31 protein-coding genes are annotated in these 21,271 nt (G+C 37.0%); 29 read left to right on the top strand and 2 right to left on the bottom strand.

Annotation, left to right across the window (positions count from 1 at the left end; translation table 11 throughout):
• The first annotated feature begins 44 nt into the window (after positions 1-44).
• Positions 45-1,214, top strand: a complete 1,170-nt coding sequence (locus QT711_RS03245) for a ParB/RepB/Spo0J family partition protein (protein WP_317942078.1) — start codon at positions 45-47, stop codon at positions 1,212-1,214.
• Between the two features lie 11 nt (positions 1,215-1,225).
• Here QT711_RS03245 and QT711_RS03240 read toward each other — a convergent pair whose 3' ends face one another.
• Together QT711_RS03240 and QT711_RS03235 are read right to left on the bottom strand one after the other, a co-directional pair.
• Positions 1,226-2,065 (bottom strand): hypothetical protein, encoded by an 840-nt coding sequence (locus QT711_RS03240; RefSeq protein WP_317942077.1) that lies wholly within the window; start codon positions 2,063-2,065, stop codon positions 1,226-1,228.
• A 14-nt stretch (positions 2,066-2,079) separates the two neighbouring features.
• Positions 2,080-2,577, bottom strand: a complete 498-nt coding sequence (locus QT711_RS03235) for a DUF3102 domain-containing protein (RefSeq protein ID WP_317942076.1) — start codon at positions 2,575-2,577, stop codon at positions 2,080-2,082.
• 890 nt (positions 2,578-3,467) lie between these two features.
• On the opposite strand from QT711_RS03235, the gene QT711_RS03230 reads away from it, so the two are divergent.
• The 28 genes from QT711_RS03230 to QT711_RS03095 all read left to right on the top strand — a co-directional run bounded on the left by QT711_RS03230 (position 3,468) and on the right by QT711_RS03095 (position 21,242).
• On the top strand, positions 3,468-3,683 hold the full coding sequence (locus tag QT711_RS03230; protein WP_317942075.1) for a hypothetical protein: 216 nt from the start codon (positions 3,468-3,470) through the stop codon (positions 3,681-3,683).
• Between the two features lie 211 nt (positions 3,684-3,894).
• Positions 3,895-4,116, top strand: coding sequence for a hypothetical protein (locus QT711_RS03225; protein ID WP_317942074.1), 222 nt, complete (start codon positions 3,895-3,897; stop codon positions 4,114-4,116).
• 85 nt (positions 4,117-4,201) lie between these two features.
• On the top strand, positions 4,202-6,025 hold the full coding sequence (locus QT711_RS03220; protein WP_317942073.1) for a hypothetical protein: 1,824 nt from the start codon (positions 4,202-4,204) through the stop codon (positions 6,023-6,025).
• Positions 6,026-6,138: 113 nt separating this feature from the next.
• Positions 6,139-7,587 carry a hypothetical protein gene (locus QT711_RS03215; RefSeq protein ID WP_317942072.1) on the top strand — a complete coding sequence of 483 codons (1,449 nt, stop codon included), beginning with the start codon at positions 6,139-6,141 and terminating at the stop codon, positions 7,585-7,587.
• Between the two features lie 73 nt (positions 7,588-7,660).
• Positions 7,661-9,079, top strand: a complete 1,419-nt coding sequence (locus tag QT711_RS03210) for a helix-turn-helix domain-containing protein (RefSeq protein ID WP_317942071.1) — start codon at positions 7,661-7,663, stop codon at positions 9,077-9,079.
• A complete protein-coding gene (locus QT711_RS03205; protein ID WP_317942070.1) occupies positions 9,076-9,213 on the top strand; it encodes a hypothetical protein in 138 nt (45 codons plus the stop codon). Before QT711_RS03210 ends, QT711_RS03205 begins: the two co-directional genes overlap by 4 nt.
• 106 nt (positions 9,214-9,319) lie before the next feature.
• Positions 9,320-9,514 (top strand): hypothetical protein, encoded by a 195-nt coding sequence (locus QT711_RS03200; protein WP_317942069.1) that lies wholly within the window; start codon positions 9,320-9,322, stop codon positions 9,512-9,514.
• Positions 9,514-9,666 (top strand): hypothetical protein, encoded by a 153-nt coding sequence (locus tag QT711_RS03195; protein ID WP_317942068.1) that lies wholly within the window; start codon positions 9,514-9,516, stop codon positions 9,664-9,666. The genes QT711_RS03200 and QT711_RS03195 overlap by 1 nt, the downstream gene beginning before the upstream one ends.
• A gap of 9 nt (positions 9,667-9,675) precedes the next feature.
• Complete coding sequence (locus QT711_RS03190; RefSeq protein WP_317942067.1) at positions 9,676-9,972, top strand: hypothetical protein; 297 nt, start codon at positions 9,676-9,678, stop codon at positions 9,970-9,972.
• Between the two features lie 60 nt (positions 9,973-10,032).
• Positions 10,033-10,290, top strand: a complete 258-nt coding sequence (locus tag QT711_RS03185) for a hypothetical protein (RefSeq protein WP_317942066.1) — start codon at positions 10,033-10,035, stop codon at positions 10,288-10,290.
• 67 nt (positions 10,291-10,357) lie between these two features.
• Entirely contained in the window at positions 10,358-10,639 is a 282-nt protein-coding gene (locus QT711_RS03180) for a hypothetical protein (protein WP_317942065.1), read from the top strand.
• A gap of 96 nt (positions 10,640-10,735) precedes the next feature.
• Positions 10,736-11,215 (top strand): terminase small subunit, encoded by a 480-nt coding sequence (locus tag QT711_RS03175; RefSeq protein ID WP_317942064.1) that lies wholly within the window; start codon positions 10,736-10,738, stop codon positions 11,213-11,215.
• A 104-nt stretch (positions 11,216-11,319) separates the two neighbouring features.
• Positions 11,320-11,910 (top strand): recombinase family protein, encoded by a 591-nt coding sequence (locus QT711_RS03170; RefSeq protein ID WP_317942063.1) that lies wholly within the window; start codon positions 11,320-11,322, stop codon positions 11,908-11,910.
• A gap of 209 nt (positions 11,911-12,119) precedes the next feature.
• Positions 12,120-12,620, top strand: coding sequence for a hypothetical protein (locus QT711_RS03165; protein ID WP_317942062.1), 501 nt, complete (start codon positions 12,120-12,122; stop codon positions 12,618-12,620).
• An 88-nt stretch (positions 12,621-12,708) separates the two neighbouring features.
• A complete protein-coding gene (locus QT711_RS03160) occupies positions 12,709-13,977 on the top strand; it encodes a PBSX family phage terminase large subunit (protein ID WP_317942061.1) in 1,269 nt (422 codons plus the stop codon).
• A 27-nt stretch (positions 13,978-14,004) separates the two neighbouring features.
• The gene (locus QT711_RS03155; RefSeq protein WP_317942060.1) at positions 14,005-14,292 is read left to right on the top strand and encodes a hypothetical protein; all 288 of its coding nucleotides are present in this window, start codon (positions 14,005-14,007) and stop codon (positions 14,290-14,292) included.
• An 80-nt stretch (positions 14,293-14,372) separates the two neighbouring features.
• Positions 14,373-15,710, top strand: a complete 1,338-nt coding sequence (locus QT711_RS03150) for a phage portal protein (RefSeq protein WP_317942059.1) — start codon at positions 14,373-14,375, stop codon at positions 15,708-15,710.
• Positions 15,711-16,015: 305 nt separating this feature from the next.
• Positions 16,016-16,807, top strand: coding sequence for a minor capsid protein (locus QT711_RS03145; protein WP_317942058.1), 792 nt, complete (start codon positions 16,016-16,018; stop codon positions 16,805-16,807).
• Between the two features lie 204 nt (positions 16,808-17,011).
• Positions 17,012-17,605 (top strand): DUF4355 domain-containing protein, encoded by a 594-nt coding sequence (locus QT711_RS03140; RefSeq protein WP_317942057.1) that lies wholly within the window; start codon positions 17,012-17,014, stop codon positions 17,603-17,605.
• Between the two features lie 72 nt (positions 17,606-17,677).
• A complete protein-coding gene (locus QT711_RS03135; protein WP_317942056.1) occupies positions 17,678-18,460 on the top strand; it encodes a phage major capsid protein in 783 nt (260 codons plus the stop codon).
• Between the two features lie 107 nt (positions 18,461-18,567).
• Entirely contained in the window at positions 18,568-18,699 is a 132-nt protein-coding gene (locus QT711_RS03130; RefSeq protein ID WP_317942055.1) for a hypothetical protein, read from the top strand.
• Between the two features lie 2 nt (positions 18,700-18,701).
• Entirely contained in the window at positions 18,702-19,040 is a 339-nt protein-coding gene (locus QT711_RS03125; RefSeq protein ID WP_317942054.1) for a phage head-tail connector protein, read from the top strand.
• Positions 19,037-19,333: a hypothetical protein gene (locus tag QT711_RS03120; RefSeq protein WP_317942053.1), complete on the top strand. Its 297-nt coding sequence runs from the start codon at positions 19,037-19,039 to the stop codon at positions 19,331-19,333. The genes QT711_RS03125 and QT711_RS03120 overlap by 4 nt, the downstream gene beginning before the upstream one ends.
• A 1-nt stretch (position 19,334) precedes the next feature.
• On the top strand, positions 19,335-19,697 hold the full coding sequence (locus QT711_RS03115) for an HK97-gp10 family putative phage morphogenesis protein (RefSeq protein ID WP_317942052.1): 363 nt from the start codon (positions 19,335-19,337) through the stop codon (positions 19,695-19,697).
• Positions 19,694-20,086, top strand: a complete 393-nt coding sequence (locus QT711_RS03110; RefSeq protein ID WP_317942051.1) for a hypothetical protein — start codon at positions 19,694-19,696, stop codon at positions 20,084-20,086. The genes QT711_RS03115 and QT711_RS03110 overlap by 4 nt, the downstream gene beginning before the upstream one ends.
• 5 nt (positions 20,087-20,091) lie before the next feature.
• Entirely contained in the window at positions 20,092-20,523 is a 432-nt protein-coding gene (locus QT711_RS03105; protein WP_317942050.1) for a phage tail tube protein, read from the top strand.
• A 112-nt stretch (positions 20,524-20,635) separates the two neighbouring features.
• Positions 20,636-20,944 carry a hypothetical protein gene (locus QT711_RS03100; protein WP_317942049.1) on the top strand — a complete coding sequence of 103 codons (309 nt, stop codon included), beginning with the start codon at positions 20,636-20,638 and terminating at the stop codon, positions 20,942-20,944.
• The gene (locus QT711_RS03095; protein WP_317942048.1) at positions 20,922-21,242 is read left to right on the top strand and encodes a hypothetical protein; all 321 of its coding nucleotides are present in this window, start codon (positions 20,922-20,924) and stop codon (positions 21,240-21,242) included. Before QT711_RS03100 ends, QT711_RS03095 begins: the two co-directional genes overlap by 23 nt.
• The last annotated feature ends 29 nt before the right edge of the window (positions 21,243-21,271 follow it).

Raw genomic sequence — 21,271 nt, 5'->3', positions numbered from 1 at the left:
ATAATCTAACACGAAGGCACAACTAAACCAGGGGGAATGGGAAAATGAAGAATGATCTGAAAAACTTACAGAAAATAGAAATGGACTTAATTAGGACAAATCCTAATCAGCCACGAAAACATTTTGACGAGGAAAGCTTAATCGAGCTATCAGAGTCTATTAAAAGCGATGGTCTAATGTCACCAATAATGGTGCGCCCATTAAATGGAACGTATGAAATTGTTCAAGGTGAAAGAAGATACAGAGCGGCTAAACTAGCTGGAATTGCGGAGATTCAGGCTTTTGTCGAGGAATTAAACGATGATGATGCTTTTCACCTGTCCGTCATTGAGAATATTCAAAGGGAACAGATGACGCCAATTGAGGAAGCAAATGCTTTTATGAAATATGTTGAAAATGGTTACACACATGAGCAGATTGCGAAAAAGGTTAATAAAGACAGAACTTTTATTACAAGTCGATTAAGAATGTTGCAACTACTACCTGAGCTTCAAGATTGGATTGCTGAGCGCCGTATTTCACATGGGCATGTAACACAACTCTTAAAGTACGAAGCTATTTTAAATAGGCACATCGGAAGAAATGTGAGTACAAGACCTGTACAAAAATTATTTATGAGCATCTTCGAAGATAAGAGCAAAATAAGCGTTAATGATGTAATAAATTGGGGTGAAAATATGAGATGGCATTTTCTGATAGCCATCGTTGGAACATTTAATGGTCGTGGTGAAACTAAAATATGGAACAAACACCGTTCAATTAAAAGTTTTTGTGGTGACTATCATCTTCACATAAAAACTATTACACCAGAAGATTTAGAGTTCTTAGCGGAGTGGGATATTTCCCATTCAGATCAAAGTGTGAAAAAATCAGAAATCTATAGGGTGTACGAAGACTTGGAAAGCAAGTTGTTTAACAGTGAGCTGGATATTAATGGAATATGGGACTCACAGAATGTTTACTATTTGGGTGAGAAAACATTAGAACAAATAGAAGACTCTATCAAAGGGTACTTAGATACCATTGAGAATAGTCGAAATGAAATGATAAAAGCATACAGGGAAGCAGCTGAAAATGCTTCTTTAGATGAAGATAAAAAATCATATCTTGAATCTGCTAACAAATTAGAAAGCATGAGCGATGAAGAGTTTATGGAATATTGCTTAGATGGCATAGATGAAAATGTGTCACGTGACACAAAAGTTAATGGGTAACTTATTGATTATTAGATTTGAACAATATGAACTTTTAAGCAGGGGCAAATCGTCCTTGCTTTTTTCATTTCTTCTTCAACTAATTTACGATACTCCTCTTCTTCTTTAAGTTTCTTCTCAAGTTTTTCTTTTGTTTCTTTCCATGCTTTATGAATACTAATTTCCTGAGAATCTAGTTTTTGGATGGTATCTTCATCGGCGTTTTCATCAATAAACTTCGCTTTGCGGTAAGTATCACTACTTCCAAATCCTGATTTCTCTGCAACGGCATCTCTTGTTTTACTTTGTGGAGAATTCTCCACAATGTTGGAGCTATTTAAATCTGTTCTGTTTCCCTGTCTTCCTTTAGCTTTAATCCTCTCGATTCTCTCTAATCTTTTTGCCCAGTCAACTTTTTCACTGATACGCTCTTGATATTTTTTAAGTGTGTCTATCTCTCCAGACAAAACCTCCTCTTTAGCTTGTGCTTTAGCTGAAGTTGATTCTGCTGATTTTGCAGATATTGTTTTCGATAGACTTATAGGTAATGCTTCAAAGGTGTTGACTTGCTCTTGCGGAATCCGCAAGAGCTCTGCATATCTATTAATCAATTCATATGCTGTGCGCTGAGGATACTTCATAAAAGAAAGCCATTTACCAAAAACTCCGTCATATTGGTTACTTCCCGCAAGTCTATCGCGCGCTTCCGCTAACTCCCTCCCTAACTCCGTATAAGCCTTACCAACAATCTCTCGCATATTGTTTTCTTTCGTGCGTAGAAACTGTGCTGTGTTTGATTGTGCGGATTCCGCACGAACGTTTTCTTGCTCGTTCATAAACTTATTACATTCCATCTCGTGCACTTGTTGCACTTCTTAAAGTCTCATTATGGGCAATTGCTTAAGCAATATCCGAAGTTCAGAATCTGAACGGCGGAAATCGCCGTTTGATTTTCTGTCTCTCCAATCAGTTCTGTTATATCTTTACAAGTTTTGCTGTTAGACATTTTTGTCTGATAGCTGTTTTGGATCACTCTGCTTGCTTTAGCTTCTTCTTCTTCTTTAAATTTCTTCTTTAGCTCACGTAATTCACGTACAGTCATCCCATCCATTGTCTTAGTTTCATTCGTTGATGGAATTGTATGTGGTTGATTGCGTTTTTCTTCTGGCATGGTTGCAATAAGGTACAGAGCTTGTACTCCCATTTGATGATACGTATCATCATTTGATTTTCCAAATGTGTCGTAAACTGTTATAAATCTTGTTGCTTGAGCTCTATCAATTTTTACGGTTTCAAGCCATCTTTCCCATTCTCCATGCACCAAATCATTCTCCTTCACATGTTTCAATCTCCTGCCGATTTCAAATATAGCTTCACCTGCCATTCTCTGATATGCGTTAATCTAATTATGACAACTTTGTGAACGTGGTAACAACAACAAAACTCTAATGTAAGTGCTATTTTCATGCTTATTGTTAAATAATGGATAATATTCTTGTCAGGAAATTACTACTTTTAGGGGGTAGGTCTCCACGAATATATATTAGAGGGGTAGAATGTGTTTTTTAGCAAAGTAAAAGAAATGTAGAGGAAAGTGCCTTCTCACGCCCAGAAAGGTGAGTGATATTATTTTGCGGAGGTAGCTCATATTACAAGAATTGTATAAAAATCACAGGAGAAGTGGGGCTTTAATAATGAGAGGACTTATTTCAAAAGCAGATGTAAAATGTGCGAAAGTTGATTCCACGGAAAATTGTGTATAAAACAGAGGTTTGCTCCTCTTTAGAGGAGAATAGAGGATTATTCAACATTCACTCCACTCACATTCATAGGCACAAAGTAATATTTTTCACCTCACGTTTACGTTTTTAGACTTCGAATCTATAATAGAATATAGAGGGAGAGGTGGAAATATGTAGTAGGTTCACGATAAAGAGTACAGCCAAACAGTGACTTAGGCTAGTAAATTACTGGTATAAGTGCTCACGTTTTGGAAAAAAAGGATATACCCATATATATATTAATAGAGAGAAGGGAACACCTTTTCTTGGAGCTTATCAAGGCTTACTTTTAATTCTACATTGTTCATTATTTATTCCGGCGAGCTTCATGCTTGCTACCATTTTCAAGTCCGTCCCCACGGACAAGCACATACTGGTTTTTTTAACACTCCTCCAAAATGTTTTCCCAGTATGTGCTCCATTTTTTATAGCTATGTACTACAAAATACATTATATAGCCTTGATTTTACTGGCATGAGAGGAGTTGATAGAGATGATTAATAGACCGACAGACCAAAGACTACGAAATGCATTAGCACGAGAGCAGATTGTATATGTCGTAGATAACTTTGGGATCAAATGGAGTTATGTAGCAAAGAAAATGAATATGCAGCAATCCAATTTCACGCACTGGAAATCAGGTAGCTTTGAGTTTGGCGCTGGCAAGTTAAATATGATTGAAGAATTTATTGATTCGTATTTGGTATAAGGTCTAGTTCACAATTGAACCAGAGCAACAGAGATACAAGTAATCAGTACATTATGAGCTCGTAAGGGGTGGCTAATTATACACTCCTTCTATATAAAGTGACTTTATCGCACTTTTTAAAGTCCTTTAAAGACTTTTAAATTAGAAGGTTTTCAGAATATGAAACTTTTAAAGACTTTTAAATTAGGTGGTACAAAGGAAGGGATAATAAATGGTCGTACAACTTAAAGAGGGCTATGAGATGAATGTTGAGAGGGTGACTTACTTTTATTGCTACAATCCGAAACTAAGAAAGTATTTAGGGTTGAACGGATTAAGGTGGGGATATAAAGGTTTTAACCAAGCGATAAAAAAATATTACTGGACATTTGAAGAGAATGAGGAATTGAGCAAGTTGATTGAAAAATATAAGATTGAGAATGCGAATTCATAAAAGTCACTTCATATTAATAGAACATTAAGTACTATACAGTGACTTTTATGAATTTGAACAATACTAATAGGAAGGAAAATTTAATATGAAGAAAATTGAAGTTACGGAAATTGAGGCTTTGGAAATCTTAATGGCATACGGAATATCGAAAGGAGAGGAGAAAGAAACTTCCTTCTATAAAAAGAATGGTTACATCAACTCAGATAAATCGTTGGATGCTTTCTTGGAAAAGTTGGAACAGATATACTCATACGCTAAGTTGGTTGTCAATCCAAACTCTAAAAAAGGAAAGCCATACAGTGGAAAGAAGCGATTGATTGAGCTTGGGGAAAAAAGAGAAGAAGTTGTTGAACGCATCACAGGTAATTCCAACAACGGCTACAAGCAAAATGATATTGAGCAACGCATGAAAGAATTCATCTTCAACGAGCTTATTAAAAGGAATGAAGAGTTTCAAAAATATGAACACGGCATGAGTCATTCCACTTGGGCATCTTTCATGGGCATCCATCCAGCCGAGGAATCAGAGTCATTCGTGGAACAAGCTTCTCTCCATCTTGAGAGTTGTTATCATACTAAGGCTAATGAATTCTTTAAGCCTAATGAGATAGTAGATGAGTTTAATAGAGCATATACGAACACAAGGAAGAGTGTCATCGGCAATGCTTTCAAAAGTTTGGTATCTGAAGGATTGATTACAACTGAGTCATTCTATCTTAAAGGTATTCCAGTAAAAGAAGTTGATGATGACAGGGTTTCTTACAAAGCAATCACTCATGAACAATATGAGGAAATGAAAAAGACACGAGAGGAAATCTTGGTAGCTAATGGATCAAACCTGAGTGAATACTTTGCTTACCTTACCAAAAAGAAAACTGAGAAAATGAAGATGGTATACAAGGCAGTTCGTAAAGGATTGATGAAAAAGTATGGTGCTACGAGATTTCATGAATCTATTAAAGTTGAAATCATAGACTTACAGAATCAGCAATCTGTCATATGGGCAGGAGATATTAATCATTTGTTCCATAAACATTTTATCGAGCGCACAAAGACATATCGACACGGTAGCAAAACGTATAAGAGTTCCACATACTTTTGGAGACGGTTCTACTATTTGAATACATGCTTCCTCCTTCAATTCATGGACGAGTCATCAGCGATTGATATGGCACTCCTAGAAGATGAGAAAGCTAATTTTGCTACCAACTTTGAGAAATATCTTTATGACTTCGACATGGAATATTATCTGGAACGAGAACTAAAGGATATGTATTTCTTTGGGGATATGGCTGAGGAAAAGAAGAAACGTCATGCTCAAAGGATCAAAACGATTCGTATTCATGTTGAAGCACAGTCGGAAGATGATATTAAAGAACAGGTAGATGTGCAGCTTGGAGATTTCTTTGAGGTTAAATCGTCTTTCGATAAATCTCGAATGACAACAATCGAAAAGGTGGAAGTGAAGAAAGTGAATGACGATATGGAATGGTTAAGTAGATTTAATAGTAGGAAGGTAGTTAAACAACAATTAAATGATGAGCAAAAAGCGAGAATCCAGCAGAAGGTGAATGAGCCAATGGAAGGCATGATTGACATTGCTTCAATATTTGAGGATGAACCTGTGAAGGAGAAGGAAGTTGTGAGTGACTTTAATCCATTTGATGACCGTAAGAAAGATACAAGCGATCCAGTAAAGTTAGATGTCATAGTGGATACTGATGATGAAGATGAAGAAGAGTATGACATGGTTAGTTTCCATGAAATGTTAAATAGAAGGAAACGAATAAACGTAACAGAGACTATAGCCAAAATGCCAAAGGTTAAAGGGTTCGGATGGGAACTTGAAGAAAAAGAAAGACAAGAACGTGAAGCACTAGCAAGAAGAAAGCTACTCCACGTCGTATAAACTCTTATTTTTTTGGTCTCTCACACCAAAATTAGAGCAGAGTACTACACCTTATATTATGAACAAGTCGAAAAGGAAAGTCAACTATAAAATGAAAGAATGGGGATTTGGAAATGGTCGCAATACAACATGAAAACTTTGAAATGGATAATGAGAAAAACAGAGAGAAGGCTGATGTGATTAATATGACAAAGGGTGATTGGGAGCATTTAAGTGATGAAGGGATTTTATTTTACAAAGGTATTTTTATAGAGCAATACTTTTTCCATGACGGCTATGCAATAGAAGCTAGGAATGAGAAATCTAAATCAGCAATCTTGAGATTGTGGAATAAATACGGGTATTTCTATGAAGATAAGCAAGAATTTATGTCTGAGGTTATGACTGCTGTATGTTCGATAGTCATCGCCTTCAAAGAAAGCCAGGAAACGTATGATTATTCTCAACTAATTGTTGAAGGCACTCGTGAGCATAATGCGATGCATAGTTATATTGTAAAACCGAGCGTAAAAAATATCAGTGCACTCGAGACTGAAATTATGAAATATGCAAGCTTTAACTCGAATATCAAATACAGCAATGGCAAAGCGAAGATGTTGGAAATGTTATCGCTAGATAAAGAAATGGTCGGTGAAGAAGGTGCTTATACGCTTCATGGTGCAGTAGCCATTGAGTCAAATGCATTTTATAGCCGTGAGGGATATGTGCCGACTGAAGAGGATTCTAGTAAATATGAATATAAATCTCAGTATTTTGCACCACATTTTAAAGTTTGGTTTCTGAAATGGGTGGAATCGCAGAAGGTGCTACGCAAAATGAACCAGCCTGCTCAATTAACTAATGCTCAAATTGAATATTGGGATGTTATGAGGAACTGTTTTGTAGGTGAACTAATCTCAGACAAGAATGGCTACGAAGGAACTTATACAGAAGCTAAGAGAACATTGGAGACAGAGGGGTACAAGACTTACAATGAAAGCCAGATTTATGAGTACAATAGAGGGATTAGAAAAAGAGCCCTAGAAGCTTATTCAAAAGAGTTCCCTTCCGGTGAATTGACTTTTCTACAGATGCAGCATGAAGAAGATAGAGAAATCCTGAAAGAAGTAATTGAGATCATTGAAGATGAAAACACTAGCAACAACTCTTTGAACTATAAGCTTACTCGTTGGATTCATAAAAACTTTAATCAGAGGGTAGTTCAAAGTATTTTAGAACAAATGGACAGCAGCGACTATTTCAATGTTACGTCATCCAAGATGGCAAGAACCAAACTGGAAAGCCAGACACTTTATAAGTTTGTCGATTTAGTTGAGAAGAAACTCGATGAAATTGCTACATCTACACACGAAAAGGTGAAATTCTATAAACGTAATGATGAGTTCATCGAGGGTAGTAAGGCGAAAGCGTTAGAAGCCAAAAAACTCAGAGATGAAAAGTATAAAGCGTTTGTTGGTGACACAGTCAAAAAGCCGTCTTATATCGTACAAAAAGTAACTCCGTTTGGAGCAATTGTCGAGTTGGATCTATTCGATGATGAAATATACGATATGGATTTTTAATCTGTCAAAATAAAATGGACAGGCTATCTCATCATAAATGATACCACAATAGATAGAAGGAGGGCAACACTTAATGAGCAAAGGTGTAAGGGAATTAAGCATTGAAGATGTTGTCCTCATAAAACGACACCTACTATTTAAGGATTTGAAACAGAAGGAGATAGCTTTTAAGTTTGGAGTTGCTCCTTCTGTCATTTCCAAAATAAAGAATGGTCAACGATACAAGGATGTGAAAATTGATGAAAATGGCAACCTGATCCAGCAAGAAGAGGGGATATTGCCAGAACACTTTCACATTCCTTCTATTGAAAAGGAAGAGAAAAGAGAGAAACCAATAGATGACGGAACAACTTCTTATCGAGTTGAATTTATAGAAAACTATTTTAAGAGGACTCCTAAGCCTAATCCGTATGATGAAGATGCTACCTATATTCATTATGAGGCGAAATCACCAAAATCAAAGAGGTTTATTGGTGCAATATACAACTCTCGGAAAGGCTTCTTTAATAATGAATGGAACGACTTTATCAGCCAAATAATGTTCATCGTAACTAAGGCAGTAATGACTTACATTCCGGTAGAAAGAGAATTTGATTGGTCAAAAGTAAGGACGAATGGAACGAAAGAATACCTAACGTTGAACAGCTACATTAACAAGGCGATCAAACATGAAATCCAAGAATATGCGAATCAGATTAACGACACTATCAAGATTGAGCGGGATGGTGTAAAGGGATGGTCTTCTCCTAGTATGTCCTCATTAAGCAAAAAAGCGAGTGAAGAAGATGGTTCAGCAACACTTGGGGATAGCGTGACCGATAGCTACTGGAAAATGAAGAAGGGTTATAGTCGCTCTCATTTTCTGGACTTTTACACGAAGAATTATGAGCGACTCCTAACTAAAGAGCAGATTAAACATTTGAATGTCATGAAGTATTATCAGCATGATAGAGATGATTCCTATACGATTCCGTATAGCCAAATACCAGATAAGCCATACAGCCAACAGTCGGTTGAGCACAATAGACGAAGGATAAGAAAGCGAATTGAAGACGAGTATGAAAAAGCCCCTCGTGTGACGTTGCGACAAATGGCTTATGAGAAAGAGTATGAATTCTGGAGTGGATTTATGGAGCTGATATGGATAGAGGATGACAGAGTTTATGACCAGAACAGATTGATGACATTGTGGCTCAAGCAAAGGAAATCTTATCAGTATATTGATCCATTGCTATGGGAGTTAACACCTGAGCATGTGTTATCCTTTAAAAATTCAGGTAGCGAGATGGATAGTAAAACGCTTTATTTGATTTCTACATATGTAGAAAACCGCATGAGCGAATTAGAGCAACTAATAAACAAGTGGAAAAAGGTTGTTCCCCTTCCTATTGCAAGAGTTGAAGAAAAGATTGAATTAGATGAAGAAGAAACAGCTAAATTTGTTAGCACACCAACTGGAATTTATTTAATAAAAGGAGATAGAACAAATTGATGAACGAACATGAAAAAGAAATTGAAAAGTTGAAAGCAGAAATTGAGAATCTCAAGATGCAAATTAGACTTGCAAACTGTGAGATTGAGCTAAGGAAAATGTTAGCAGGAAGCGATAAGTTAACAACAAACTAAGAGTTGGGAGAAAAAGGATGAATTTAAAAATGATTTGGTTGAAGCTTTGCCTTCATTGGTATTGCTTTTTATTGTGGATCAAAACAAATAAGAGGGGCTGATGAGGATGGATAAGCAGGAATTAGTTGTGATGTCAAAAGGTGAACTTGAAGAGTTGATTGAGCGTGTGACAGCTAAGACAGCAAAGAAAGCGAATCAGAATCTATACGATGGCATTACAAAAGCAATACTCTTCCCGATGGAGCGAGATATTAGAATCATAATGGATGAGCTTGATGCCTTACGAAGAGGTGAGTATTGATGTTAATTGCATATCAGATATTATTGATACTCCTCATCGTGCTATTTGGAATATTAGCCTTTGGAGCGACAGATGAAAAGTTAAAGGATAGATCAGCTAAATTAACAGCCATGGGAATGATAAGTTTATTAATTACATTTTGGCTATTTTGAGTTCCCTCGTTGCATGAAGAAAAAATAAAAATTGAAATGGAGAAGATGAAAATGAAAGAAATGTATGAAATGATTGAGCAACAGAAAGCACATTTGAATGGACTAGTTGAGCGAATTAATGAGCTAGAAGCTAATTATCAACAATGGCTTGCATACACAAACATTTGGACAAAATATGCAGAGTTGGCTGAGTTGGTAGATGACTATTATGAAAAATATGAGGTAGTGCCTGAAGATGAGGATGAGGTTGAATTAGATGAGATTGACCAATATTTAATAAGACAAATTGAAAAATTCTGCTATTAATTTGCTTCTCTCATTCTATTGTTCTATGATTGATTTGTAGGACGATGGGAGGTGAGAGGGATGGATTATCATAAGCAGATTGAAATACATCAATACTGTGATGAAATGTGGCAAAGACTGATTGATGAAAAGGGTTTATATACCGATGACATTGATGATGTTGTATTGAATAGTGCAGCAGAAAAATTCAATCTAACTACAAATGAAGTTGAAACTATTTTTCATCGTATTGATAGGTTTATGGTTGCTTTGAGTGGGGATTTTACTGCAGAGAATATTCGTAAAGCCATAGAGAAATACAAAGAAGAAAATGAATAACAATTCAAGTCATCCCTTAGTTGGGGTGGCTTTTTGTATGGAGTAAATTACGAGAGGAGACATTTAATTGACTAATAAAGAGTTAGCATATCGCAATTATAAAAGTTGGCGTGACTTGATTAAACATAGAACCAAAGGGAAAAAAGTAGGCATGATTAGACGGTTGTTTATCTTGCTCATGAGCGGAGGATGGAAATATTTAATTAAATCTGCATATTACGCTACTAAATTTGTGAGGGTAAAAATGATACTAAGTAAGCGTGATGCTAATGAAGATGCATTGTATGATGAGTTACGTGACGAGTTTAAAGAGAGATATTTGAAAGAGAATGCAGTGAATAATTGCTAAATAGGATACGCAAACTTTGCGTGCCCCTTGTTGAATAAAGGTGAAATTAAGTAGGTGGTAGAAAACTAAATGAGTAAACTAAAGTAGGTGAAAAGGTTGACTAAAAACACCAAGGGAAAAAAGAGTAAGCAAAATGGTGAAGAATATAAATTGACGAGTGGACAGAGAGCGTTTATTGAACACTATTTAATCAGTGAGAATGCCCAAGAATCCTATTATAGAGCATATCCGAAAAGTAACTTAAATACTGCTGGAGTGAATGGTCATAAGTTGCTGAAAATGGATAAGATACAGAAGGAAATTGCTAAACGGAAAGCCGAATTAAAAAATGCCCGTCATGTTGCATCGGCTGAAGACATTCTCATGAGATTAACTACACTAGCATTTGATCCTGATGTTAGACACAGTGAGCAATTAAAAGCATTGGAGCTACTTGGAAAGAATCAAGCATTGTGGATTGACAGACAAGAGATACATTCTACAACAGACTTCCAAATTAATCTAACTGGCTTCCAAGATGACAAGAAGATAATTGAACATCAAGCTACTGAGTATATAGAGCATGAGGAAGATTGAATGTATCATATGAGTGTACCCTCTTGACACGTTTTGGTATTGTTGATACTATTGGTTTAACAGTGTATCAAATACATGTATCAAAATAGAGAGGGGTTATTCATATGATTTACGGTTATGCAAGGGTATCGAGTGCAGGACAAAACTTGTCTGCTCAAATCCAACAGCTTGAAGAGTATGGAGTTGCTAAAAAGGATATTTTTAAAGAAAAGGTAAGTGGAAGGAAGAAAGATAATCGAGAAGCGTTTAATCGTCTCCTTGATATAGTTGTATCTGGAGATATTATTGTTGTAACTAAATTAGATAGGTTTGCTAGGTCAACTAAGGATGCATTAAACACTATTGATATGCTTCAAGAGAAAGAAGTTGGTCTAGTTGTCTTGAATGTTAAAAATGAAATCCTTGATACAACTACAGCAACAGGTAAGCTAATGATAACAGTTCTCTCAGCAGTTGCAGAGTTTGAAGCCGATATGATTAAAGAGCGACAGATCGAGGGAATTGCTGAAGCAAAGAAGCGTGGTGTGTATAAAGGTAGACCGTCTACTTACCATGAGAATCACAAAGGTTTACAGAAGGCGATAGAACTCTTTAACGATAGAGACAATAACAAGATGACTGTAGATGAGATAGCTGAAACTTTTAACATTAGTAGAGCAACCATCTACAGGGAAGCAAGGAAGCAAAAACTATGACCGATGATGAACGTCTAACATTCATACTACGTCTTAGGGAGCTATACAGCTACTTTGAGGAAGACTTAAAGCCATCTGATATAGCGAAGGTACAGGAAGAAATAGACCGCATAGAAATAGGTTTTGGAGTTAAATTAGACACTCATTAAAGCTATCTCATTCATTTGAGATGGCTTTTTTGTATGCCCAAATAAAAGGAGAAGATTACTATGACAAAGAAAATTGGTATTATTTACAAGGTTAGCAACAACATTGACGATAAGGTTTACATTGGCTATACAACTTCATCGTTAGCACTCGTAAAGGCACAACACAGATATGAGCTGAAAAATGGAATCAACAGCCATAGCAAATTGAATGAAGCGTTTCGCTTATATGGTACGGCAGCGTTTGAATATGAAGTGCTAGAAGAAATTGATGCGACAGAAAACAACAAGGAATTGCGTAAACGATGCCGTGACATTATGTCACAGTTTGATTCAATCGAGAACGGTTACAACGACAAGCGTGGAGTTAAGCCAGGATCAATCGCTGATTACAACAAAGGTGAGCTACACTACAAAGCTAAGCTAACAGAAGCAGATATTCGTAACATCAGATTCATGCTAAAGCAGAACGTGCCAGTAGTAGCCATTGCTGATTACTACGATGTATCACAGCCCAATATAACCTACATTAAAGACGGTAAGACATGGAAGCATGTAAATTGAGCTAACACTAACACAACTAAATAGAACAACGACAGGACACTTGTATGAGCTCATACAGGTGTCTTTTTTGTCGTGGGAAGGAGGATAAATGAGACAACAGAAGCAGAACAATACAATCAATATTAATGTTGATGCTTCATTCTTTAACGAGGCATTTAGACCGCTCATGTTAACTGATAAGCGTTATGTATTGCTAATGGGCGGTGGAGCTAGTGGTAAGTCATACTTTGCTGTTCAACGCATGATACTTAAAGCTATGGAGTCTAACAGGAGAGTGTTAGTTGTCCGTAAAGTAGCAGCGACACTCAGAGCTTCTATATTTGAGTTATTCATCCAGCAACTATCTGAGATGAAGCTACTCCCTTTGTGTAAGGTTACAACATCTAATCTCAAGATTGAATTCCCCAACGGTAGTCAATTTATCTTCATGGGATTGGATGATCCAGAGAAGATTAAGTCTATCACAGGCATAGATGACATTCTGATTGAAGAGTGTACAGAACTCACACTTGAAGACTACACACAGCTTCAATTAAGGCTAAGAAGTAATAAGAAGAATCCTCAGATTTGGATGATGATGAACCCTGTCTCTACTTCCAATTGGACATATAAACACTTCTTTGAAGAGGAACAGCCAGATACACTTATTCATCATTCCACATACAAGGATAATATTAAAAACCTCACTCCTGATTTTGTTCAGACTATGGAGAGTTACAAGACGATTAATCCAAACTATTATCAAATTTATGTACTTGGTAAATGGGGATCACTTGGTAAGACTGTATTCACCAACTGGAAAGTAGAAGAGTTTGAACTAGATAAGCTAATCAAAGCTAATCCTAAATTAGAGACAGCCATAGGAGCAGACTTTGGTTTTATTAACGATCCTTCTACCCTCTCATGCTCATTGGTAGATTTAGATAATCGTAAACTCTACATTTTTGATGAACTGTATGAAAAAGGACTGCTTAATGATGAATTTGCACAACATATTATCGACAAGGGATATGGCAGACAGTTAATCTTAGCCGATAGTGCAGAAAAGAAATCCATAGAGGAAATCCGTCAATATGGTGTTACCCGTATCAAGCCAGCTAGAAAGGGTGCAGGTTCAGTCAATGCAGGAATTGGCTTCTTACAGCAATTTGAAATCATTATCCATCCTAAATGTAAGCACACAATCACGGAGTTTGAAAACTACTCATACAAGAAGGACAAGCAGACTGGTCAATATTTGAATCAACCTATTGATAGCTTTAACCATATCATTGATGCATTACGGTACAGCATGGAGACATACAATGGCAACAAGAATAAAGCTCAAGCATTGCCTTTGTCGTGGCTGGGGCTTTAACTCTAACACTGAAAGGGAGTTATCGAATTGGCTGATAAAAAGTTTGATGTTAGAAGGCATTATCATTCAGTGGACTGGAAAGATAGGCTTTTAACTGGCAACAGAATCTACCTTGTAGAAGTTGGCGTAGACATGTTGCCCCATGATATTACAGATTGCTTTACTAGAAAAGAATTGTTTGACGTTAACACAATTATCATAAACAATAAAGAAGAAGCATATCCTTATGTTGATTCCTACACAATTTTGGATAGGGTAGTTGACAGCAATAACAATTTAATCTTGTTTGCTCAAGGTGAATATTACAGATTATAAAAAATAAATTCAGTGAAACGATTCTATTCATTTAGGATCGTTTTTTTATTGCCAAAAATAATAGAAAGAGGTATCGCATATTGGAAAAATACAAGATTAACAGTGTAGATGACTTGACTCCTGAGCTTGTCAATGCACTCATTAAGCGTTTCAAATTGAAAGAGGTAGCGCGTTTAAACAAGCTTTTCCGTTATTACAAAGGGGAGCAGGATATCCTCAAGCGGTCAAGAGCTGGAGACAAGCCTAATAATCGTATTAACAATCCTTGGGCTAGATTTATCTCAAATACAGCCATGAGCTATTTTATTGGGAATCCAATCAGCTACCAATCGGCAAATGACCAACTTATGGAAGTCTTGCAGGATATATTTGACAATAACAATGAGCAGTCAGAAAATATGAAGCTTGCAAGAGATGCATCTGTCGGTGGTATCGCATACGAACTCCTTTATATAGATGAGGAAGGAAATATTAAGTTTGATGTGCTGAATGCCAATGAATGCTTTATGGTATATGATTCCACTATTAAAGGGAATGTCCTTGCAGGAGTCAGATTTTACGAAACCTATGATTATGTCACAGAAGAATCTCAAATGTTTGTTGAAGTTTACACATCGGATTCTATTCATTATTACAAGCAAGATGAAGACTTATTGAAGCTTATTAACGAGCAACCTCATTACTTTAAATCTGTTCCGATGATTCCCTATTACAACAACTTAGAAATGCTAGGTGATGCTGAGCCAGTTCTAACGCTCATTGATGCTTATGATGTGTTGCAATCTGATTCAGTAAACAATCTTGAAGAGGTAGCCAACAGTTATCTATTCATCAAAGGCGTGGAGCTAACTAAAGAAGTAGCAGAAGCCATGAAATCCAATCGTATGATTAACGTTGATGGACAGGATGCACAAAACGCTGATGCAAAATGGCTTGTACGAGAAAGTGAGCCAGCAGAAGTTGAAACTCTAAAGGTTCGAACTGTTGATGACATGCATCGGTTGAGTGGTGTTCCCGATTTGAGCGCACAAAGGTTTAGCGGCTCTGAGTCAAGTGGAGCAGCATTGCGTTATAAGATCATGAATCTTGAGAATATGGCATCAAACAAGGAAAGATACTTTAAGCATTCACTTGAAAGACGATTAAAGCTAATTTGTAACTTCTTGAATGTAAAAGGACACTCATTCGACTACAATGATGTATCTATGCAGTTCACACGTAACCTTGCAGCCGATGTGGAAGGTTTAGCCAACATTGCTAAAGAACTCAAGGGAATTGTGTCAGATAAGACTCTATTGTCCATCCTCCCATTCATTGAAGATGTTGAGTTTGAATTAGAACTCTTGAGACAACAAAATGAAGGGTCATTAGATGATTATGGACAAGTATTCGATAAAAATGACGAAAACATTGAATAATATTGGTCGCTCATTTTTGTGCAACCAATAAAGAAAGAAGGTGAATTATCATAGCGACAGGACAATATCGTAACTTAAATAATCAAGACTACTGGCAACAAAGGTCATTAGAAATAGTAGATGCTAAATGGTCAGATATCAAAAAGGTTGAGCGAGAACTTTTGAAGCACTATCGCTCAGCACTCAATGATGTTCAGAATGATTTGCGCTCCTTCTATCAACGTTACGCAGATGAAAATGGTCTAAGCTATGCTCAAGCTATGCAGCAACTTAACAAATCGGAAATAGGAGGCTACGGTGCTAAAATGGCTATGCTCAAACGTCAGATTGAAGCTACTTCTAATCCATTTGCTATTGCAGAGATTGAGAAACTAGTCAAACAAGGACAGATACATCGACTTACATCGTTGTTAGCTCAAATAGATGCTCGTTTAATATCGTTAGGACATACTGAGCAAATGGATTTGTTCTCTCCTTGGCTATCTGAAGTATATTTATCAACCTATTATCGTACAGGCTACACTTTAGCCAAGGGAACTGGTATGGGAATGAGCTTCACTAGGATAAATGAGAGAGCGGTAATTGAAGCGATCACATACCCTTGGAGCGGTCAGATGTTTAGTGAGCGTATTTGGTTTAATCGTGGGAAGTTAGTGAGAGATATTAGACAGATTATAACCAATGGTCTAATACGAGGTTCATCCGTCCAAAGAATGAGTAGAGAGCTAAAGGAGAAGATGAACAGTTCATATAAGAACAGTCTCCGTTTAATCCGCACTGAAACAGCAGAAGTCTTAACCTCTTCAACAGCCAAAGGATATGAAGAGTACGGAGTAGAGGAATATCAATTCCTTGCCACATTGGACAATAAGACTTCATCCATTTGTCGTAACTTAGACATGAAGATATTTAAAGTGAAAGAGAAGCAAGCGGGAGTCAATGCAAGTCCAATGCATCCATCTTGTCGTTCAGCAATTGCTCCATATTTTGATGGGATAGATAAAATTGGAAGATGGTCAAATTTACCAGACGGTGAGAAGAAGCTTGTAAAAGGGGATATTAGTTACGATGAGTGGTACAGCACATATGTGACATAACGTAGGTATTTACTGGTATTAGTTACCATTTTACTGAAAAAAAGGATATACGCTTATATATAACTTAGAGAGGGAATACCCTCGTCTCCTTTTATTTGTGGCATCCATGCGGAAACATGGGTGTCTTTTTTAATGAAACAATACTAAAAAATATATTGAACTATTTGGGCATTGAACAAGTAGGGCAAGAAAGAGGTTATGAAAATGACAGTAGAAAATAATGAAGCAGTTAATGAGACAGTAGAACAAACTGAAGAAGTGAAAACATTTACGCAGGAGGAAGTTGACAAGCTCCTACAAGCTGAAACAGACCGCAAGACAACGAAAGCATTGGAGACAGCTAAAGCAAAATGGGAACAAGAATTTGAAGCTAAATTGCAAGCTGAGAAATCTGAAGCTGAGAAACTAGCGAAAATGTCTGAAGAGGAGCGTCATAAAGCTGAACTTGCCAAGGAGCGTGAAAAGTTTGAGGAGGAAAGAAAAGCATTCCATCGTGAACGCTTAGAAGCTCAAACTGTCAAGGAACTATCTCAGAGTGGTCTACCTGTTCAATTTGCCTCATATCTGATGGCTGATGATGCCGATTCAATTAAAGGAAACATTGACACCTTTAAAACACACTGGCAAAAAGCTATAGAGGATGCTGTCAATGAGCGACTAAAAGGATCAACTCCTAAGTCGGCTAATGTTGCAGGGAAGACGATGACAAGACAGGAATTTGCAAAACTTAACTATCACGAGCGAGTTAAACTCATGGAAGATAATCCTGATGTGGTCAAACAATTCCTAAATAAATAACTTCCATTTAAGCATCCTTTGAGGATGTTTTTTTATTACTAAAAATCTAATTACAGAAAGAGGAAAATAATTATGCCAAACAATGTATTTATTCCAGAACTATTATCAGTAGGTGTAACAGAAAAACTAGGAAAAGCTATCAAACTTTACAATATCGTAAATGTTGAAAATCTTGGTGAGAAAACAGAAGGTGATACGGTTAAGTTTATCTCCACTGAGTATATCGGTGATGCTGGTGTCGTTTTAGCTGGTACAGAAATTCCGAAAGCTGATTTCACAGATACTACTAAATCTGCACCTGTTAAGAAGTATGCAAAAGGTGTCATCTTCACGGAAGAAGAAATCATGAGTGGCTTTGGTGACGTACAAGGACGTGCTGAGAATCAAATCGCTAAGTCAGTTGCAGCAGGTGTTGAGAATGCACTATTTGCAGAATTGAAAGCAATTGCTGGCGCTATGGCTCATGCAGCAACTAAATTCGATGTAGATGAAATTGGACAAGCTCTCGTTAAGTTTGGTGAAGACATCGACGATGAGAAATATCTTTTAGTCTCTCCAGTAGATTTTGCTAACCTACGAAAAGATCCAAACTTCATTGTGAAAACTAATGAGAAAGTAGATTCAGTAGGTGAAATCTTTGGTTGTACTGTCGTGGTTAGCGGTCGTGTGGCAGCTAATGAAGCGTTCATTGTTAAGCTTGATGCCCTTACAGTTGCATTGAAACAAGACGTGAAGATTAAGGTACAAGAAGAAGCAGATGACGATACAGTTCTTGTAAATGGTCGTACTCATGCGGCTGTAGCTCTTACAGATGAGGCAGGAGCAATTAAGATTACTGTTACTCCAGCACCTTAATAGAGCGTCAAATTTGATGGAGGGGTATTCTCCTCTAATTTGAGAGTAAGGGGTGGGTCAAATTTGACCCTCCCTCTTTTTATATGGCATGAAAGGAAGTGGTCTATATGCCTATCAAATATCGTAAACGACGAAAGCAGGAACGACTAGCTGATAAAAAGGCTAACGCTACTCCTGTAGAAAAGGAAGCTAAAAAAGCTACTCCTAAAAAGAAAACTGACAAGAAGAAAGGTGATTAAGTATGACATCGCCAAACCTTCTTGCTCGTGTCAAACGACTATTAGACATTGCAGATACTACAAAAGATGATGTCTTAAATGACTTTATTGAGATGTATGATCGTGCAATCTGTCTCCATACAGGAACTAATTTAACTCCAAGCGAGTTAGAGTTTGTCCTCATTGAGTTGGTCATTACACGCTTTAATCTCATTGGAAGCGAAGGGTTAAAATCAGAGCGAATTGATTTAGTCTCTAATACTTTTAACGATGATATTTTCAAGACGTTTCTTCCTTACATTGAACAATGGAAATCCTTGAATACTCCCTCAAGTGGAAAGCCAAGGTTGAGAGTGCTATGAGATATAACTCTACGCTCTCATTCGTTGTTCGGAAAAAAGTCTATGACGATTTAGGTGGATTTGATTATGTTGATACAAATGGTCAAACGTTTAAGGCGTATATGCAACCTGTAAAAGCTGAGAACATTCTCAAAGAATATGGGATTGTTACGAATAAGCCTTATCGTGTTGTCACGAAAGAGAAGCTTAATCAACCACTAGAAAGCACGACACTCACTGATGGCACTCAAAAATACAAGATTCTTGAATATCTCGATTTGAAATATGGAATCTTGCTTGTTGAGGTGATATAACATGTCATCATTCAAGATTGATGGATTCGAAAAGTTTATGTCTACCATTGAAAGAATGCCAGCGAAGCTAAATGATGAAGCTAAGAAAGCTATCCATACTCGAACACTTGAAATGGAAGCTAACGCTAAATCATTGAGTCCTATTGATACTGGTCATCTAAGACGTTCTCTTAATAGCACATTCTCAGATGAAGGAAGCTCTACAGTAGGAGAGGTATCTACAGTCGTGGAGTATGCTCCATTCGTGGAATTTGGAACTAGTAAACAAGCAGCACAACCATTTTTAACACCTTCATTTGTCAATGCTTCTAAGAATTTGGAAGCAGACTTAAAAAAGGTGATGGGAGGACTTGATAAGCTATGATCCTCATTCCATCGGTTGAGTTGCAAAAAGCTATTATTAAAACTCTTTCACCTCATCACAAAGTAGTAAGCGTTAAATCAGATGATGTTACATTTCCGTTTGTTGAAATTGGCTCAGAGATTGAACGTGACGGCGGCACAAAAACACACAATCGCTCTTATCATCATTTAACCATTCATACTTGGACAAAATCTAACAGCCCATTAGATAGCAAGACTCTCAATCACAGCGTGAAGCATAAGATTATGAACTTGCAGACAGTAGAGGGCTTCTATTTAGATTTTGTGAAGTTGTCTAGTGTTATGACGATGACTGAGACAGAAGCAGATACCACCATATGGCACGGTATTTTGCAATTTGAAATTGAAATGACAAAAAAGGAAGGATGAAATAAATGAGCAAAGCAATTCTTGGTGCAGACGTTGCACTGTTTGTTGATAAAAGCACAACTGGCTTCCCTATGTACAATATGATTGGGGGTCAAAAAGGAGCTTCACTTTCTCAGTCTACAGCTATGCATGAGTATACGCATAAAGGTGAAGGTGGACAAGTTAAACGCTATATCCCTGGCTCAACTGAGTGGAGCTTAGAATGTGATGGTCTCTTCATGATTGACGATCAAGCTACATCAGACTTTTTGAAGGCTTACAATGAAAAGCGTGAGCTGAAGATTGAGCTGAGAATGCCAGATAACAAGAAGTACGCTGGGAAAGTCTTAATTGAGAACTTTGATTTGGAATTCTCTGAAGACGATACAGCATCGTACTCTACAACATTACTTGGGAACGGTGCATTGGAATTAGTAGAGCCTGATCCAGGACCTTAATACAAACAAACACAATTGAAAGAACGGGTGGCACAACTTGACGGTTCAGCCATTCGTTGTTTCTTTTTATGTGCATTAAAAGAACATTAACAATTAAAAGGAGAAGATTGATTTGAATAAAATTACAATTAGTGGAACTGATTACACGTTAAAGTTTGGTTTTAATAGTTTGATTGAAATGGAAGATGACACAGGTGTCCCTATGGAAAAAATGAGTGAAGTGATGGGTGGTCTTAAAGTGGCATTGACAATGTTTACCTACGCCATTAAACACCAAGTTCCTGATATTACGACAACTCAAGCAGGAGATTTAATTGATGCTTATTTAGATGAAGGTGGCACAATTGATAAGTTGTCTGAAACATTAAAGAAAGCTATGGAACGCTTTAGTGGCGGTAATGCCATGCCCAAGAAAAAGTGATGGATTCATTGACTATGATGAAATCTTTAAGATAGTTGTTGGTACGCTTAATAGACCGATTGAGGACTTAGAAAAGCTTACGCTCAAACAAGTTTATCTCTTAAATGATAATCATATTCAGAATCAACGAGATCACTATGAAATGATGGCGCATGTTGTGAGAGTTGGTTATGTTTCCGCACATTCCAAGAAGGAAATTAAACTATTCCAGAACTCGAAACAGCGCTCAAACAATACAGTTACAGCCGAAACTAGGGAGCAAGTGTTGAAAGAACTATCCGATGAATTCGGTAACTAAATAGGTCAAGACAGGGGAAGTTGCCAACT

Source organism: Sporosarcina saromensis (genome assembly GCF_033253735.1).
In the GTDB taxonomy this organism is placed as follows: Bacteria; Bacillota; Bacilli; order Bacillales_A; family Planococcaceae; genus Sporosarcina; species Sporosarcina saromensis.
Note: the sequence above shows the minus strand (reverse complement) of the source record. Positions and strands in the feature narration are given on the sequence as shown.